At 40.3% G+C, this 18,578-nt stretch carries 16 protein-coding genes; 5 read left to right on the top strand and 11 right to left on the bottom strand.

What is annotated here, in order from left to right; translation table 11 throughout:
* Nucleotides 1-104: 104 nt before the first annotated feature.
* Both WFN33_RS19920 and cntB read left to right on the top strand, forming a co-directional pair.
* Nucleotides 105-1,556, top strand: a complete 1,452-nt coding sequence (locus WFN33_RS19920) for an NAD-dependent succinate-semialdehyde dehydrogenase (RefSeq protein WP_336954776.1) — start codon at nt 105-107, stop codon at nt 1,554-1,556.
* A gap of 111 nt (nt 1,557-1,667) precedes the next feature.
* Entirely contained in the window at nt 1,668-2,624 is a 957-nt protein-coding gene (gene cntB / locus WFN33_RS19915; RefSeq protein WP_336954775.1) for a carnitine monooxygenase, reductase subunit CntB, read from the top strand.
* Between the two features lie 192 nt (nt 2,625-2,816).
* Here the strand turns inward: cntB and WFN33_RS19910 are convergent, their stop codons facing one another.
* The 8 genes from WFN33_RS19910 to WFN33_RS19875 all read right to left on the bottom strand — a co-directional run bounded on the left by WFN33_RS19910 (nt 2,817) and on the right by WFN33_RS19875 (nt 9,534).
* Nucleotides 2,817-3,698, bottom strand: coding sequence for a SphA family protein (locus WFN33_RS19910; RefSeq protein ID WP_336954774.1), 882 nt, complete (start codon nt 3,696-3,698; stop codon nt 2,817-2,819).
* Between the two features lie 74 nt (nt 3,699-3,772).
* Nucleotides 3,773-4,693: a catechol 1,2-dioxygenase gene (gene catA, locus WFN33_RS19905; protein ID WP_336954773.1), complete on the bottom strand. Its 921-nt coding sequence runs from the start codon at nt 4,691-4,693 to the stop codon at nt 3,773-3,775.
* Between the two features lie 124 nt (nt 4,694-4,817).
* A complete protein-coding gene (locus WFN33_RS19900) occupies nt 4,818-5,879 on the bottom strand; it encodes an NADH:ubiquinone reductase (Na(+)-transporting) subunit F (RefSeq protein ID WP_336954772.1) in 1,062 nt (353 codons plus the stop codon).
* 11 nt (nt 5,880-5,890) lie between these two features.
* A complete protein-coding gene (locus WFN33_RS19895) occupies nt 5,891-6,253 on the bottom strand; it encodes a phenol hydroxylase subunit P4 (protein ID WP_004721365.1) in 363 nt (120 codons plus the stop codon).
* Between the two features lie 94 nt (nt 6,254-6,347).
* A complete protein-coding gene (locus WFN33_RS19890) occupies nt 6,348-7,874 on the bottom strand; it encodes an aromatic/alkene/methane monooxygenase hydroxylase/oxygenase subunit alpha (RefSeq protein ID WP_004820631.1) in 1,527 nt (508 codons plus the stop codon).
* 67 nt (nt 7,875-7,941) lie between these two features.
* Nucleotides 7,942-8,211, bottom strand: a complete 270-nt coding sequence (locus WFN33_RS19885; protein ID WP_004721361.1) for an MmoB/DmpM family protein — start codon at nt 8,209-8,211, stop codon at nt 7,942-7,944.
* A 12-nt stretch (nt 8,212-8,223) separates the two neighbouring features.
* Nucleotides 8,224-9,225 (bottom strand): aromatic/alkene monooxygenase hydroxylase subunit beta, encoded by a 1,002-nt coding sequence (locus tag WFN33_RS19880; RefSeq protein ID WP_336954771.1) that lies wholly within the window; start codon nt 9,223-9,225, stop codon nt 8,224-8,226.
* Between the two features lie 18 nt (nt 9,226-9,243).
* Nucleotides 9,244-9,534, bottom strand: a complete 291-nt coding sequence (locus tag WFN33_RS19875; protein ID WP_336954770.1) for a phenol hydroxylase subunit — start codon at nt 9,532-9,534, stop codon at nt 9,244-9,246.
* 406 nt (nt 9,535-9,940) lie between these two features.
* Here WFN33_RS19875 and mobR point away from each other — a divergent pair, with 406 nt between their 5' ends.
* A complete protein-coding gene (gene mobR, locus WFN33_RS19870) occupies nt 9,941-11,623 on the top strand; it encodes a phenol degradation transcriptional regulator MobR (RefSeq protein WP_336954769.1) in 1,683 nt (560 codons plus the stop codon).
* 167 nt (nt 11,624-11,790) lie between these two features.
* Here mobR and adeS read toward each other — a convergent pair whose 3' ends face one another.
* Complete coding sequence (adeS, locus tag WFN33_RS19865) at nt 11,791-12,882, bottom strand: two-component sensor histidine kinase AdeS (RefSeq protein ID WP_336954768.1); 1,092 nt, start codon at nt 12,880-12,882, stop codon at nt 11,791-11,793.
* Nucleotides 12,872-13,603: an efflux system response regulator transcription factor AdeR gene (gene adeR, locus WFN33_RS19860; RefSeq protein ID WP_336954767.1), complete on the bottom strand. Its 732-nt coding sequence runs from the start codon at nt 13,601-13,603 to the stop codon at nt 12,872-12,874. The genes adeS and adeR overlap by 11 nt, the downstream gene beginning before the upstream one ends.
* Before the next feature lie 136 nt (nt 13,604-13,739).
* Here adeR and WFN33_RS19855 point away from each other — a divergent pair, with 136 nt between their 5' ends.
* A complete protein-coding gene (locus WFN33_RS19855; RefSeq protein ID WP_336954766.1) occupies nt 13,740-14,984 on the top strand; it encodes an efflux RND transporter periplasmic adaptor subunit in 1,245 nt (414 codons plus the stop codon).
* Nucleotides 14,981-18,097 carry an efflux RND transporter permease subunit gene (locus WFN33_RS19850; protein ID WP_336954765.1) on the top strand — a complete coding sequence of 1,039 codons (3,117 nt, stop codon included), beginning with the start codon at nt 14,981-14,983 and terminating at the stop codon, nt 18,095-18,097. Before WFN33_RS19855 ends, WFN33_RS19850 begins: the two co-directional genes overlap by 4 nt.
* A gap of 277 nt (nt 18,098-18,374) precedes the next feature.
* Here WFN33_RS19850 and WFN33_RS19845 read toward each other — a convergent pair.
* Nucleotides 18,375-18,578, bottom strand: a 204-nt coding sequence (locus tag WFN33_RS19845; protein ID WP_336954764.1) for a hypothetical protein, incomplete at its 5' end; no start/stop codon positions are given.

The raw sequence follows: 18,578 nt of genomic DNA, 5'->3' as shown, positions 1-18,578 counted from the left end.
ATCACTGGGGCGAACAGCTCAATCATGTGATTTTTAGAGAAGCTCTCAAGTTAAAGGTACGGCAAATGAAGCCGTACCTTGCTTTCAAACCATAGGATCATGACATGTCAAGTTTGCAAGGTAGTCCGCTATTTCAACAACGCGGATGGGTAAATGGTCAGTGGATCAATGCACAATCCAAGGCCACTGTACCCGTCACCAACCCAGCAACAGGTGAAGAGATTGGGCTTATTCCCAATATGGGGGCAGCAGAAGCAAGCCGAGCGGTTGATGCTGCATATCAAGCTTTAGCAACCTGGAAAGCATTAACTGCACAAAAACGCGCAGATCTATTATTGGCTTGGTATCAGTTGGTATTGGCACATGCTGACGAACTGGCCCGTATCATGACTATTGAACAAGGCAAGCCTTTGGCTGAAGCTTTAGGTGAAGTGAAATATGCTGCTTCATTTATTCAATGGTTTGCAGAAGAGGGTAAGCGGGTTTATGGTGATGTGATTCCAACCACCAATAATCAACAGCGTTTTATCATTACCAAGGAACCTGTAGGTGTGGTTGCAGCAATCACCCCTTGGAATTTCCCAATTGCCATGATTACCCGTAAGGCTGCGCCAGCTTTAGCTGCCGGTTGTACGATTGTGATTAAACCTGCCAATGAAACGCCTTATTGCGCCTTGGCCATTGCCAAACTTGCAGAAATGGCAGGAATTCCTGCTGGGGTGATCAATGTTGTAACAGGTCAATCACAAGAAATCGGTGCGGTATTTACCAGTCATGAAAAAGTCAAAAAACTAACTTTTACTGGTTCAACGCCTGTTGGTCGTTTATTGATGCACCAATGTTCAGACACGATTAAAAAACTTGCGCTCGAACTCGGTGGAAATGCGCCATTGATTATTTTTGATGATGCAGATTTAGATAAAGCAGTACAAGGTGCAATTTTTGCCAAATTCCGTAATGCAGGGCAAACCTGTGTTTGTGCCAACCGTATTTATGTACATGACAAGGTTTATCAGGCATTTACTGAGAAATTTGTGCAAGAAGTTGAAAAATTTAAGATTGGCAATGGTCTTGAGGAAAATGTACAGATAGGCCCTTTAATCAATGAAAAAGCCGTCCTTAAAGCACAACAGTTGATCGATGATGCACGTAAAAAAGGTGCACAAGTGGCTTGTGGTGGTAAACAGCATGCACTTGGACAGACCTTTTTTGAACCGACTGTGCTTACAGATGTGGATCAAAGCATGGAAATTGTCAAAGAAGAAATCTTTGGGCCAGTTGCACCACTGATTCGATTTAGTGATGAAGCAGATGTGGTTGCTCAGGCCAATGACACCATTTTTGGTTTGGCCGCCTATGTGTATAGCGAAAGCATTTCACGGATCTGGCGTGTCGCAGAACAACTTGAATATGGCATGGTGGGGATGAACTCAACTGCAATTTCAAATGAAGTGGTTCCCTTTGGTGGCGTGAAGCAATCAGGGGTAGGCCGTGAAGGTTCTAAGTATGGCTTAGAAGAATTCATGACCATTAAATATATGTGTTTAGGGCTATAGGATAAAGGCGTGTTGGACATTCATTGATGATCATTCAACACGCTGCCCCCCAATGAGAAAGCGCTTGAATAAGTACTTAACAAAGCAATATGTGGTAAAGAGGATTTAGACATGGCAAGTCATTATGAAATGTTTGCATCAGTGGTCACAGGGGTAGAGCAACTTACACCATTGATCAAACGGTTTACATTTAAACGTCAGGATGGACAAAATTTTCCTCAGTTTAATGGGGGCAGTCATATCATTGTTAAAATGAATGATCAGCTTTCCAATGCCTATTCACTGATGAGCTGTGCTCAGGATCTTAGCACTTACCAAGTATGCGTACGTAAAGATGTAGAAGGTAAAGGTGGTTCGGTCTATATGCATGAGCAATGCAATGAAGGTTGTGAAATTCTGATTTCAGAACCTAAAAATTTATTTCCACTGGCTGAAAATGGCGCAAAACATATTTTAATTGCGGGTGGGATTGGGATTACGCCTTTTGTGCCGCAAATGGATGAATTGGCAGCACGTGGGGCAGATTACGAATTGCATTATGCTTATCGTTCGCTGGAGCATGCTGCGCTGTTGCAAGAGCTCAAACAAAAACATGCTGAACATATTTTTAGTTATGTCGATTCAGATGGGAAATGCCTTGACCTCGATCAATTAATTTCTGCACAGCCAAAGGGCACACATGTTTATGTCTGTGGGCCAAAGCCAATGATTGATGCTGTGATTGATCGTTGTAATTTTCATCGTTATCGAGATGAATATATTCATTGGGAACAATTTGCTTCAACCGTACCTGAAGATGGTGAAGCATTTACTGTGGTTTTGGCGAAATCCAATCAGCAAGTCGAAGTTCAAGGCAACCAGACTATTTTACAGGCAATTGAAGCATTGAATATTGATGTTGAGTGTTTATGTCGTGAAGGGGTGTGTGGTACCTGTGAAACTGCAATTCTAGAGGGTGAAGCAGAGCACTTTGATCAGTATTTGAGTGATGATGAAAAGGCATCACAGCAATCGATGATGATCTGTGTATCTCGTGCTAAAGGCAAAAGATTGGTATTAGATTTATAAATAATCATTGGTGTAAACCGAGGTGATTTATGTTGATATATTGCAGCTTTACTTTAACCTGAATTGACGGTTTCTAAATTAACGCCGAATGAGTTTCATTCGGCGTTAATGACTGGTTAAGAGTATGATTTAACATCTACATTTGAGCATCAGCACAAAAAAACAAATACTGTTGAACGCAAAGCATAGCCACTAAAAAGCCCAAACAAATTTTAATACACTCATATGGCCTTCAGGGCGATTTTCAACATGAGTTTCTTTTAAATACTTTGCTTCAATTGACCAGTTTTTATCTTGATATTGTATGGCAGGACCAATTGCCAAAACTTGTCCTCGCATCGCAATATTTTCACCCTGTTGCTTATCTGACTTGGTTTGCTTAAAAGCATAGCCTTCAACAGCCACTTTAACCTGATCAGTAAGTTTATATCCAAGACTATAATCACCAGCAAAATATTCCCCAGATTTGTATTGGGTATCATCATTTTCAGTATTAAAGCTATAAGAAATTTTAGTTGAAATATCTAAACCATTTTTTGGCGCATAGCTGTAAGCAAAAATCGGTCGAACAGTATTGTAGTTTTTGCCAATATTGGCGACCAAAGGCTGTTGTGCTGTGGCCTTATCATATTGACCTGTGGCGAGTACTGTTTCTACCGCAGCAATCCAGTGGTGATCTCCTTGATGCCAACCTAACATTGACCCCAACATTAAATCACCTAAGGCAGTGTTATGGTCTGACATCCCCGCTGCAGATAATCTGAGATCAACCATAGGCTGTATGGCATAGAAACCCAGTTGACCACCGAGATAGTTTTGTTCTGTCATCCAAACCAAACGGGGGATAAAGGCATTTACATCTAAATGAAAATTCGCTGGGCCATTATCAAAACTTCCGGCATGGTAATTTTGATAATAGCTTAATAGATACACGCCAGCAGGTGGTAGTGCGCCCGCCATCATACCTTCGGCACCGAGGGCAAATGAGTCAGCCCCATTTTCTGTGGCACAGGCAATGCTACTGGTTAAACCGAGCATTAGTGGAATTGAAAGTTTGAACATCAATTGTTTCATAGAAAATCCTTTTCAATGATATTTATATTGCAGCTAGCTGTAGTTAAACGGATTAAGCATCACTACATTGTTGACTAAGCGGCTACTCGACGACGATCAACCTCTGTAGAGGGGACTTGATCAGCGTCTTCGACCAATTGGAAATTAAATTTGATGTGTTTAAAGGCTTTATTTAAATTGTATTGTTTAATTTTTACGAGATCCGTTACATCCAGCGCAGTAGCAATCAGTCCCTCACGAGTAGCAAAGGCAAAGTCATCCCAAAGGTATTTGTCTCCTTCAATATTAAATTGAGTGGTCAGTTTGCGATAACCCGGCGCAGAGACAAAGTAGTGAACATGCGAAGGGCGGTTACCATGTCGACCCAACAAATTGAGTAAAGCTTGTGTTGTACCTTCAGGTGGACAGCCATAACCGACAGGCATGGTGGTTTGAGCAATATATTGACCTTGTGTATTGGTGAAAATACTGCGGCGTAAATTAAATGCAGACTGAGATTTATCAAAGAATGAATAGTTGCCTAAACTGTTGGCGTGCCAGATTTCTACTTTTGCATTGGGAATAATCTGTCCAGCAGTGTCTGTGACAATGCCTTCAATGATTAAGGCATCGACATGCCCAGATTCAGAGCCATCATCCATACGAGCAAAGCCAACGGACTCAGGCGCACCTGCAACATAAAGCGGTCCTTCAATTGTTCGTGGTGTTCCACCTATAATACCGGCTTTAGCATCTGCTTCATCTGCACGTAAATCTAAGTAATGTTCTAGCCCTAGACCTGCTGCCAAAAGTCCCAGTTCATTGGCTTGACCTGCATCTGTCAAATATTCTAAGCCTTTCCAAAGCTCGGTTTGAGACATATCTAAGTCTTCAATGGCTTGGAATAAATCACCAAGTAAACGAACAACGATTTGCTGAACACGCAGATTGACTTCACCTGTTGCTGTCGCGACATTCATTTGCTGAACGAGGCTATCGATTTGTTGTCTATTCATCATCATCTTCCTTTGATTGATATGAGTATTTGGCATGAGTATCTTGAGAGTGATCTGGAATCGGTGCAGATCACTCAAACTGGTGTTGCTATATTGGATAATTTAAGGGTTCAACCACTCAACTTTAGATGTGTCTAAAAAGTGCCGAACGTGATTGCCCATTTGCACCATCTGCAGCACTTAAAAAGCGTTCAGTATGGATGTCTTTTTCAAATAAACGGCTTTGCATCAAGGTGGAGATGGCGGCATCAATCATCGGTGGCGGGCCACATAAATATGCTTTGTGCCCACTGCATTTATTTTCAAAATAATTGGCAACCGCTTCATGTACATAACCTGTAAACCCTGTCCATTGGTCTTCTGGTTTAGGCGCATTTAAAGCAGGGATGTATCTGAAATTTGGATATTCTTTGACAAGCTGTTCGAATTTTTCACGGTTATATAATTCAGCAACATCCCGTGCACCTTGGAACAAATAAATGATACGGGTGTCACCTTGTTCTAAAAGATCCAGAATCATCGATTGAGGGCTTGAAAGCCCTGAACCACCTGCAATGAAAATGACATTTTGTTGATCAGACTTACGCACAAAAAATTGTCCATAAGGTCCTGAAAGCGCCATTTCTTCACCAACACTCAGTTCATCATGCACATAGCGTGTTGCAGCACCACCTTGCACTTTACGAATATGTAATTCGATCAGATTTGCTTTGCTCGGTGTATTGGCGATTGAAAATGCCCGGGTTCCTTCAATATTGGGGAGTTGGATATTGATGTATTGGCCTGCTTGAAACTGCATTGGTCGATCAAGTTGAAGTCGGATACCTTTAATGGTCGGCGATAAATCCATTATTTCAATGACTTTGGCTTGGTAGTCTTGGACTAAATAGCCTAAGAAATCCTCGTCTTCATCCACATCAGCTTCGATGACCATGTCAGATTCTGGCTTGCAACAACAAGCCAACACTTTATTTTCTTCACGTTCAATGTCCATAAGCGCAAAAGGCGAGGCTTCACCTACATCATAAAAGCCGTCTGTGACTTGAACTTTACATGTACCGCAAGTGCCATGTCCGCAAGCAAAGGGCAACCAAATACCTTGACGCAATGCTGCATCTAAAATGGTTTGATCTTCTTCAACTTGAATGATGGTTCCTGCTGGTTCAATCGTGACTTGATAGCTCATCTGTGTTCTCCTTAAACATGTGTGCCTTGGTAACCTGCTAAATCAGGCGTTACAAAGCGCAGGAGAGATTTATGATCAAAACCCAAATCTTCTAGGGACTTAGAAAAATCAGCCTGTAAAAGATTGCGGTTTAAACGGAATTCAACTTTAGACCAATCAATATGTTTAAAATCGGGATGTTGCTCAAAACCCGCCTGAATTTGCCCATCAATCAAGGCTTGTAAGCTTTGTTTTGGTGAAACCACAAAAGCATGTGCCGAACAAAATAAGGTGTGATGATCCCAACCAATAAACAACAACATGTTTTCGCCGTAATTTTGTTGTAGATCTAGTGGTTCAAATTGATATTTTTCAACAATCGCTTGTACAGTCATGGTGTATTTCCTTAAACTTTTGAATAAATCCTTGAGCGGATGCTGTCGAGTTAGACAACATCCATTGTTTATTTTTTAATTTTTGGATGAGGGTTTAAGCTGCATTGCCTTTCCACTTTTTCCAGCGCTGTTGGTCAGGTGAACCTTCAATATCGAGATTGTCTGCACCGACATTAAAGTTGTAGTAATCCCTTAAAATACTTTCTAAATCTGGACCACCACAGTTACCCTGCAAAATTTGATGTACAGGCAACCACGCTTGGATGTATTTCTCAGGTTCGCGTTCAAAAATGTCATGACAACCATCAGAGCAAGTGTGGTAACGCTCATCTTTGTAAATTGAATCACGATAGCTAAATAGTGTTGGGTCGCCATCCATTTCAGTAAAGGTCATTGGAATTTGGCACACTTGGCACAATTGAGGTAAACCCGCGCTATAGAAGCGTTTACCTTCAGCTTCCATTTTTCGAGCAAGTTCCCAACGTGGGCGGTAGTATTTATCAAACGTGTCAGGATATTTTTCTGAGAGCCAATCCATTTCCTCATCTGTTGGAATCCACGTATGGAAGCCTGCTGCATGACCGAAGTTATAGAAAATCCACCATGCTTGATGCGAAACATGTTCTTTCTCTTTGCTAATCACTTCACTATATTTCGGCATACGTATCCCGTAGCGACTTAAGTCTTTAAACAAAGCGCCACCCGCTTCTTCAAAATAAGTTTCCCAAGCTTCTTTCCATGACATGACTTTATTTGGCAGCATGTAATCCATCATCATACCGACAATGGACAGCAGGCGAGTTCCTCGCCAGAACCATTTATCAATCCATTCTTGTACGATTGGCACATTATCTTCGTGCTGTTCCAGTAAGAATTTTACGATTTCCAGTCCTAACGTCATGTGGCGTGCTTCGTCTGATTGTGCACTAAAGCCAAATGTTACGGTCGCCATATCACCGTTGTAAGCTGCTCCCGACATGAATGGAACGAACAATAAGTTAGTGAGGACATATTCAAAGGCAAAGCTGATTGCCAATAAAAACTCAAAAGGTCCCGCTGAACGTGCATCTTCAAAGAATGATTTAGGTACAGACAAGTACCAGACACGGTCATGCATATGCGCCCAGTCTTGGAAGCCATCAAAGAACTTGTTGTAATGGCTCATGGCATGAATCTGGGTTTGTACATGACGTAATTCATCAATCGATTGCATTTGCGAGGCGATACGTGCACCGATGCCACTGAACTGACGCCCAACATGGGCATAGCCTTGGTACGCTTGATACTCAAGCGGGGTTACCGCGGTTAAAAACAGTTTAATCGCGTTGACATAACGTTCATTTGAAACATTCATTTGTCCATTGTTTTGTGCAAAAGCATCAAAAATGGCATATAGCTTCTTTTCTTTTTCTGCTTGGTATTTCCAATAGTTATCCATGGTTAAACGGAAAGGATCTTCCCATTTCGACCAGTCGGTAATTTTGATGCCTTCAAACTCTTCATACGGAAAGGCATCTTTACGATCTGCATAGGAAAAGTCCCAATCTAGATCACGGGTGAGTATCCGATATCGTTCTTTGGCATTGAGTTTTTTATTGTTTACTTTGGCTTGGCTATTCATTTTGATCATCCTTTAACTTACATGCAGCTGCCTGCTATTTATGCTTTAAATCTAGGGGAAGCGCAGCTTAGTTCCACTTCAAGGTAAAGCTGTCATCATCTTCATCAACATTGCCACCCAAGGTAATCATGTTGAGTTGTAGTTCTTGGATATCCCAGTTTTGCCCAAGTTTTTCTGATACTGTTTCTGCACGTACCACCAGTTCGCCAGTGCTTTCTACCCGAATCATGGCGGGAAGATATTGAATTGTTGCTTCAGGATTGTCCTGTTCAATCGCTTCAATGATGTAGCGTGAGGTGTCATTGTCTTGCAATGCTAAATAAACTTTAGAGGTCATGATGGCAAATCCTTATGCTGCTAAATCGAGTAAAATGTTGCCGGCTTTTTTGCTACGTTCAGAGATCTTATTTAGACTGGAATCAATCCTAGAATCCGTGAGTGCGGTTTGTGCCCAAGCACTAAAGGCTTGTTTAACTTGGGGTAGTAATTCCGTGATCCATGATTGAATCAGGGTTTTATTGTCTTCAGATTCTAAAATCGCAGTTTTTAAAACACTGTCTGACCACTTCGCTAAATCAGTTAAACAGTCCTTCATAAATTCAGTAAGAATGGCAATATCACGCCCACCATTTTCAACCAGCCATTCATCCAGCTGTCCAAAAACCAGCTCTTGTAACATGCTGTCAATCAACAGATTTTGCAGAATATAAAGTTTGAACCAGTCTTGTTCGGTTAGACTTTGTTCACAAAGTTTACGTAAGGGTTGCCAAGTTTCATTATTTAGCCAAGCGTGTTTGGCTTGCAGTAAGGATTCACCTGTATTGCCATCGAGGATTAAGCCAATACGTGAAATATATTGCGCCATACCGAGGCGATCCATTGCTGCAAAAATACATGCCTGGGTGATGACTGTGCCATAACCATAGGCACTGCCTGACATCATATGTAAGTTGGCCGTTTGTTCGACATAGCGAAAAGGTAATAAACACTGGATGATTTTTTGTTTTACTTCATCACTGAGATTATTGACCAACTGACGTTTTTCAAAAAAAGCATAATGACTTTCAGCTGTATCTTGCAGACGTGCACGATGTTGTACATAAGCGCCGTAATAAAACTGGCGAGGGTCTTTAAATGCATACCAATCTTGCATTTGCAAAGCCGTATGGGTTTTATCATTTAAGGTTTTGTCTGGCTTCCATAATGGGCGATAGTGAAAGTTTGTTGAAGCTTGAATATCAAAGCTGACTTCTTGATAGCGTGTTGCGGGCTTGGCTCCAAATCGGCGTTCGATATACGCATAAGTCTGACGAATCGGTTCCAAATTGGATGTTTTAATTTCTAAAGTCATTAGCTTCTCCTTGTAGAATTAAGCCTGATCTTCTTGATCAGAATGTTGGCGAACATGATTTAAAACAGTCGGTTCAATGCCATAACGCCATTTATCTTCCTGCGCATCGTTCCAAGCTTGTTGTTCTGCGGTCATTTCAATGACGTGATTAATTTCACAAAAATGCTGGAAAGCCTGTTGGGGGAGAATTAGTTCCACAAAAAGCGTCGGGTCTTGAATGGCAAAATCGAACTCTACAAATTTGGCATTCCGCTCACCTGTAATACGGATATATTTAACCAATGCGGTAGGTTGTTTAGCGTCAATCATGTGCTTATCCTTTTATCAACATCAAAAAGATTTCGATGTAGAGCTTCATGCTCATGTGCTAGGTTTGCTCTAGATATTTCAAAAGTCGTGCCAATATTAAAATTTAATTAAAATTCAAATGCTTAATATTTATTGATGATAATTTTATGAACAATGGCAGCATTATTTTCATCAAATAATGAACATAAAGAGATGCTGATTTCATCAAAAGATGAAACAGTGATTTTGATAGGTAAGGTCTAGTTAATGCTTATAAAAAACCAATAAAGACTTGATATCGATTAAAATTAAAACAATATACCTTAAAGGTATGAAAATATAAGAATAGGTAGTGAAGCTTTTGGATCAAAATTAGGTAATATCAAGATCGTATTTACAACGAAATATAGCCAAGGATGGATATATCATGCCCCCAGCCAAAGATGTGAAGGTATATAAAAAAATACTGGAACAGAACAAAGATATTCAAGATTTACTCGATAAAATCGTTTTTGATGCTCAACACGGACAAATCTGGTTTGATGAAAATCGGATGTTGTTGATGCATACCAGTATTCTGGGCTTTTTAAGAAAAGATCTTTATCAGATGTTGGGGCTTGAACGCACCAAACGCTTTTTTATTCGTTGTGGTTATCAAGCTGGCATGCGCGATGCAGAAGTAACCTCAAAACTACGACCAAATTTAAATGAAGCAGAAGCTTTTATGGCTGGACCGCAAATGCATGGCATCCGTGGCATGGTGCAGGTTGAAGTCAATGAACTGCATTTGAGCCATGATTTAAAACAATTTTATGCTGATTTTAATTGGCTTAATTCATTTGAAGCAGAAGTGCATTTAAGTGAATTTGGTGCTTCGGATCAACCTGCTTGCTGGATGTTATTGGGCTATGCCTGTGGCTATAGCAGCTTTGTCATGGGGCAGACCATTATCTATCAGGAAACACATTGCGTTGCTCAAGGTGATGAACATTGTCGAATCATTGGAAAGCCGTTGAGTGAATGGGAAAATGCCGATGAGTTGATTCGCTTTATGTCACCCGATGCTGTCTCGGACGAAATTATTGCCTTACAGGCGGAACTCAATCAATTAAAGAAAAATATTTATACCGATGCTGAAAGTGATTACACCATGTTTAATGCGGTAGGCGAGTCAGTTGCCTATCGAAAAGTCTGTGATCTACTTAAAAAAGCAGCAGGGAGTAAAGTCGCAGTTTTATTACAGGGTGAAACAGGCGTTGGCAAAGAAGCATTTGCACGTGGTATTCATAATGGCAGTCAGCGCCAAGCGCAGCCATTTGTGGCAGTGAATTGTGCCTGTATTCCTCCAGATCTGATTGAGTCAGAACTGTTTGGAGTGGAAAAAGGCGCATTTACTGGTGCGGTGCAATCCCGAATGGGAAAATTTGAACGTGCCGATGGCGGAACAATTTTTCTAGATGAAGTGGTCGAGCTTTCACCACGTGCGCAAGCTGCGTTATTACGTATGCTGCAAGAAGGTGAATTTGAACGGGTAGGAGATAGTCGCACCCGCCAAGTCGATGTCAGACTGGTTGCTGCGACCAACGAGGATTTAGAGCAAGCCGTTAAAGATGGTAAATTCCGTGCAGATTTATATTATCGCTTAAATATTTTTCCTGTGATTATTCCGCCTTTACGTCAGCGAAGAGAAGATATTCCCTTGCTGATTAATCATTTTTTAGCACGCTTTGAAAATATGTATAGTAAAACCCTAAAAGGGCTCAGTGATAAAGCGAAAAATTTTATGATGAAATATGATTGGCCTGGCAATATTCGTGAGCTGGAAAACTTGTTGGAAAGAGCCACATTACTGACCGATCATCAACAGGAAATTAAATTGGAAAGTTTGTTTCCACAACATAAAGATTTAGATGCAGTAGGTGAAACTGCACAATCGGCGATCAATGTAGAGGATTTATTTAGCGAGAATTTCTCTTTAGATCAACTTGAACAAAATATTATTCGTAGTGCAATGGATAAAAGCCAGCAGAATGTATCAGAAGCTGCACGTATGCTTGGAATTAGTCGGGCAACATTGGATTACCGTTTAAAGAAAATTACGCTAGGCTAAAATCGAATTTGCTCCCAATAACTATAGACCAATAGCCATAGAAATGTGCTTAGATTGCTTTTTGATCAGCATTTGGCCACTATGTGATCTGTCTATAGTTGTCAATTTAAAATAGATTAGCTGAATGTTTGTTTAAATGAAGTCGATTTTATACTTGGATGTTGATCTCATATTTTATTTAAATCGTCGGGCTTAAATAAAATACTAAAACAACTTCCCCCTAAAGCTTGTGACTTGGAATATTCAATGCGACCTTCATGCGCGATCATAATTGCATTGACAACAGATAGACCTAAACCACTACCACCATTCTTTTTGCCTCTGGATTCTTCAAGTCGATAAAATGCATCAAAAATAAAGGGAATATGCTGATCTGCGATACCGGGTCCTTGATCTTCAATAGTTAAAACCAATCCTTCTGATTTTTTTTGGGTGCTAATCCGTAAAATCCCTGCCTGTGCATAACGAATTTCATTTTCGAATAATGCAATTAAGATCTGTTCAAGCCGTTGTCGGTCAAAAAAGCAGGCTTGATCCGATAAATTGGTTTCAATGATTAATTTTGCTTGATCAAAACGGTCTTGAAGTAAGTTCACAGATTGTGTAATGACGTCAGATAGACAAACTGATTCTAGGTTAAGTCGAAGTTGTTGATTATCCGCCAGACTTAGGGTTCTTAGATCTTCGATTAAAAATGACAACTGCTCAACTTGATTGAGCAAATTTTTTAATAAGGCCTTATCTGGGGTAAATATATCGTCAAGCACGCCTTGTAAGCGACCTTGTAAGATAGTCACAGGAGTTCTTAATTCATGTGCAATTGCGGCATTCCAAATAGATGCATTGTTGACTGAGATTTCCAGTTTTTCCGCCATACGATTAAAATCATTGATCATCTTTGTGATTTCAGCGACAGAAGAGGGATTGTCCAATTGCGCTCTTACAGAAAGATTACCCAAACTAATTTCTCTTGCTGCAATGGCTAAAGAATTTAGCGGGGCGATAAAGCGTTGCGCTAATTTTAATCCTAAATAAACAGAGGTTAATGAACCGCATAAAGTCACCAGTAAAATCCAGATCAGATCAATCAAATTAAATGACCAATCTTCAGAATTTAACTGTTCTAGCGAGACCAATTTAAACTCGATGGCAACAAAATAAGTCAAATAGCCAAAAATCAAGGAAAAACATGTGGTCAATAAGCTCACTTTGGCCATGGTGATAATCAGCTGGCGGCTAATTCCAATGTTATGTTTCATCATTTTGCCTTAAACGATAGCCAACACCACGGACATTGATCAATAAGTCGGTTTGATGATGATCTTCCAGTTTTTTACGTAATTTACTGATATGACTGTCTACAGTACGCTCTAAGGCATCACCATCAGGCAAGCAATGGTTCATTAATTCTGATCGGGTAAAAACTTTGTAGGGTGCTTGCGACATCAACGCAAGGATTTTAAATTCCGTTAAGGTAAGGTTTAACAGTGCTTTCGAATGTTCTTTGATAATGTATACACAAAGTGTTTCTGTATTAATTTCAATTGATTTAAAGCTAATGATTTGGGCTTTCGTCTGAGATGACATCGCACTTCTTCTCAATACTGCTTCAACTCTGGCAATAATTTCATTTGGATTGAATGGTTTTACCACAAAGTCATCTGCGCCGATTCTAAGTGCTGTGACTTTATCCACTTCTTGATCTAATGCGGTCAGCATAATCACAGGGGTTTGTTTGGATTGACGAATATGATTTAAAACTTCCCAACCATTTAAGATTGGTAATTTCACGTCAAGAATCACCAGATCAATCTGCTGCTGCGCATGTATTTCGATGGCTTGCTGTCCATTAAGCGCTCTAAGCACATTAAAGCCGTTTTTTTTCAGATAATGCTCCACAATATCACCGATATCATAATCATCTTCAACGACTAAAATTTGTTTACTGGCTGGATCAGACGCAAAAGAAATATTGCCCATTGCTGGATACTTTAAAATGGATATAGAACCATCATAATTTATTTTTAGTGGCTATATCCACACAATCTCCACACTTTAGTGACGCTAAGTACACAAATATTGCCAATAATCGTCATATCTAGAACTCTGGGTGCAGATGATGCCTAAGCCTTATTTTTTTATTATTTTATTGTTTGTTTTAAGTGGGAGTGCGTTAACTGGATGTAATCGCTCAGGAAATACTGAAGCAGAACAAGCACAGCAGGTAGCGCCAGCCAAAGTCAGTATTTATACCGTTCAACAGCAAAATATTCATTTGATTGAAAATTTACCTGCACGTGTACAAGCCTTTCGAATTTCAGAAATTCGCCCACAAGTTGGTGGGATTATTGAAAAGGTGCTGTTTACCCAAGGCAGTGAAGTTAAGGCTGGACAACCCTTATTTAAAATCAATTCGGAAATGCTTCAAGCAGATGTCAATAGTAATCAGGCTTTATTGGCAAAAGCACAGGCCGAAGTGGTGCGTCTAAAAACGCAACAAGAGCGATATCAACAACTGCTTCCTTCCAATGCCATTAGTAAACAGGAATTTAATAATACGGAAGCTGCTTATCAACAGGCTTTGGCCGAAGTTGCTCAAACCAAGGCGGCATTGGCACGACAAAATTTAAACTTACGCTATGCGACTGTACGCGCCCCGATTTCAGGTCAAATTGGTAAGTTGCTGGTAACCGAAGGTGCATTGGTCAGCAGCAGCGATACCAATCCAATGGCTTTGGTGCATCAGTTAGATAAAGTCTATGTTGATGTTAAACAATCAATCTCTGAATATGAGCAATTGCAAGATCGTTTGAGTGATGGTTCGTTGTTACAACGTGGCGGTGCTGAGGTCAGCATATCCAATAGTCAGGGTAAATTATATCCAGTGACTGGAAAGATTTTATTCTCAGATACCAGCGTAGATCCTAATACGGGTGATGTCACCATCCGTGTTGAAGTAAATAACCCTCAACGGAAATTATTGCCAGGGATGTATGTCAGAGTTGGTTTAAACAGAGCATCACAACCCAATGCCTTACTTGTCCCAGAACAAGCCGTGCAAAGAGATATTTCAGGTCAAGCACAACTGATGATTGTAAAAGTAAATCAGACTGCAGAAACACGTCCAGTGAGTTTAGGACAGTTATACAAAGGTTTCTATGTGGTGAATAGTGGAATTAAAGCAGGTGAAAAAGTCATTGTTGAGGGACATGATCGAATTCAACAGCCAGAACAGCCTTTAAAAATAACCCAGTGGAAGTCGCAATACACAACCGATGTTGGGACTTTACAAACGCAAAATAAGGGCAGTGATCAAAGCACGGCAGGTCAGTCTTCTCCGAATACAGGAGAAAAATTATGATATCGCAGTTCTTTATTAAACGGCCAATCTTTGCTTGGGTGATTGCACTTTTTATTATTCTGTTTGGTGTCTTAAGTATTCCAAAGTTGCCGATTTCACGTTTTCCTTCAGTTGCACCACCTTCGATTAGCATCTATGCAACTTATCCGGGAGCAACACCAGAAACCTTGAATGATAGTGTTGTCACCTTGATTGAGAGAGAGTTATCGGGAGTAAAGAATTTACTTTATTACAGCGCCACCTCTGATGCCAGTGGTCAAGCGAGTATCACTGCCACATTTAAACCGGGGACTGATCCAGAGTTGGCTCAGGTGGATGTGCAAAATAAATTAAAGTCTATCGAACCGAGATTGCCACAATCTGTTAGACAGCAAGGCCTAATTGTTGAAGCGGCATCCTCTGGATTTCTGATGATGGTCGGAATCAACTCACCAAATGATCAATTTAAAGAAATTGATTTAAGTGATTATTTGGTTCGAAATGTGGTTGAAGAATTAAAACGAGTTGAAGGAGTCGGTCGTATCCAATCCTTTGGATCTGAAAAAGCCATGCGTATTTGGATAGATCCAAACAAACTGGTGTCTTATCAGTTGTCGATTAAAGATGTCACAAATGCCATTCAAGCACAAAATACGCCGATATCTCCGGGAAGTGTCGGGAGTTTGCCTGCGGTCCAAGGACAGATGATTACACTGCCATTAACGGCTGAAGGGCAGTTAAGTACAGTTGCAGAATTTCAAAATATTACTTTGCGTGCCAACCAGAGTGGCGCACAAGTCACACTTAAAGATGTTGCACGGGTGGAGCTTGGGGCGCAAACCTATAGTTTTTCTATTTTAGAAAATGGAAAGCCAGCAACCGCTTTGGCGATTCAAATGAGCCCAGGTGGTAATGCAGTCAAGACCTCTGAAGCGGTCAAAGCAAAAGTTGAGGAGCTGAGCAAGGTTTTACCAAAGGGAATGCAATATTCAATTCCTTATGATACTGCACCGTTTGTTAAGATTTCGATTGAAAAAGTAATCATGACTTTGCTAGAGGCAATGGTGTTGGTTTTCCTTGTTATGTATTTATTTTTACATAACATTCGTTACACCTTGATTCCTTCAATTGTTGCACCGATTGCACTTTTAGGTACATTTGCGGTGATGCTGATCAGTGGTTTCTCGGTCAATGTTTTAACCATGTTTGGTATGGTTTTAGCTATCGGTATTATTGTCGATGATGCGATTGTGGTGATTGAAAATGTGGAACGCATCATGGCAACGGAAGGCTTATCTCCTGTTGATGCTACCTCTAAAGCAATGCAAGAAATAACCAGTCCAATCATCGGGATAACCTTGGTACTGGTGGCGGTATTTTTACCGATGGCCTTTGCCAGTGGTTCGGTCGGGATTATCTATAGACAATTTACAGTGACGATGGCGGTATCCATTGCTTTCTCAGCATTTTTAGCACTGACTTTAACCCCTGCACTTTGTGCAACCTTGTTAAAACCGATTGAAGTAAATCATCAGAAAAAGGGCTTCTTTGCGTGGTTTGATCGCTTTTTTGACCGCGTCAATAAAAAGTATGAAGCAATTTTAGTGAAATTGTTGAAACACATTTTTACTGTGATGATTGTATTTTTTGTCCTGACAGGTTTCTTATTATTTGCATTTAAATCGATCCCAACCGCTTTTTTACCTGAAGAAGACCAAGGCTCATTTATTACCTCATTTCAATTGCCTGCAGATGCCAGTCAAGAGCGTACATTGACCATTGTAAAATCGTTTGAGGAACATTTAAAAAGCAGAGAAAGTATTAAAGAAAATGTCTCTGTACTCGGGTTTGGCTTTAGTGGTTCTGGCAATAACACTGCCATAGCCTTTACAAATTTAAAAGATTTCAAAGACAGAAATACCTCCGCTGCAGATGAGGTTAACGCTGTAAATGCGGCCATGGCAGAAAGTACAGAAGGTACGATTATGTCTGTTTTACCGCCTGCAATTGAAGAAATGGGAACAACTTCGGGCTTTACTTTACGTTTACAAGATCGCGGTAACCTTGGAATGCAAGCTTTGAATGAGGCACAAGCGCAGTTGATCAGTCTTGCAGCAACCAGTAAAAAACTGGCTTATGTTTATCCAGAGGGTTTACCACCAGGTAGTAATGTCGATTTAAAAATTGATCGCAATAAGGCAGAAGCTTTAGGTGTGAATTTTGCTGATGTGACAGATACCATTTCATCTTCAATGGGCTCGATGTATGTCAATGATTTTCCAAATCAAGGAAGAATGCAGCAAGTGATTGTTCAAGTTGATGCCGATTCACGGATGAAAGTCACTGATATTTTAAATTTGAATGTGATTAATAAAACTGGAGCACTGGTTAAACTGTCTGAGATTGTAACACCTGTGTGGACACAGTCTCCGCAGCAATACAATCGCTATAATGGACGACCATCATTGAGTATTGCAGGGGCAGGCGCAGAAGGGATTTCTTCAGGGGAAGTGATGAAGGAAATGGAGCGACTGATTGAGCAATTACCACAAGGCATTGGTTATGAGTGGACCGGGCAATCCTTGGAGGAAAAACAGTCAGAAGCGCAAACCAATTTCTTATTGGCATTGTCAATGTTAGTGGTCTTCCTCGTCCTTGCTGCACTCTATGAAAGTTGGTCGATTCCACTGTCGGTGATGCTGGTTGTACCTTTAGGTATGATTGGTGCAGTGGTTGCAGTATGGATTCGAGGGATTCCCAATGATATTTTCTTTAAAGTGGGTTTAATTACCATCATTGGATTATCTGCAAAAAATGCCATTTTGATTGTTGAATTTGCCAAAATGCTCAAAGAAGAGGGAATGACTTTGATCGAAGCCACTGTCGCAGCTGCTAAACTTCGTTTAAGACCGATCTTGATGACATCCTTGGCTTTTACCGCTGGCGTGATTCCATTGGTGATTGCTACAGGTGCAAGTTCTGAAACTCAGCATGCGATTGGTACAGGGGTTTTTGGTGGTATGGTCAGTGCGACGATACTTGCAATATTTTTTGTCCCAGTATTTTTTGTGTTTATTCTCAGCGCAGTTGAGAAATTACGTGGTAAAGTTTTATCTGTAGGAAAACTGCCTTAAGCGCTCTGCGTTAAGCTTTTAATTTTTAGTCTTGTGTTTTGTAGAGGATAAGCATTTGTCCTTTACAATATTTCTAAGCCATCCATTGCATTTATGATATGCATTTATTTAGATGACCTAATTTTTCTTCCTATTATTTTTATCTCGTATAGTTTTTTTTAGATATACGGGTCAGTTGTTTTAACTGCATTATTTATATAAGTTTATTGTTATATAGAGAAACCACCTAATAATTCATACAAATGATTTCCACTAAGTCATTGTTTATCAATGAAGCTTAAGTTTTTGTATGAACTTTTAGAAACTGTTGATTATCAATTCGTTGTTGTGCTTTTGAATCATAGATGGTGATCCTACCGTGGGGCGACAGGGATGTCGCTGTTGGGCGGGGGTATATGAGCAAAAATAAAGCACTGCTTTGTTTGCAGCGCAAGAGCCCTGTTAAACGGAAGATTTTTGTCATCTTGTATCTTGTTCTTTG

Origin of the sequence: Acinetobacter sp. AS167 (assembly GCF_037152175.1) — a bacterium.
In the GTDB taxonomy this organism is placed as follows: Bacteria; Pseudomonadota; Gammaproteobacteria; order Pseudomonadales; family Moraxellaceae; genus Acinetobacter.
This window is presented reverse-complemented; position numbering and strand designations above follow the sequence as displayed.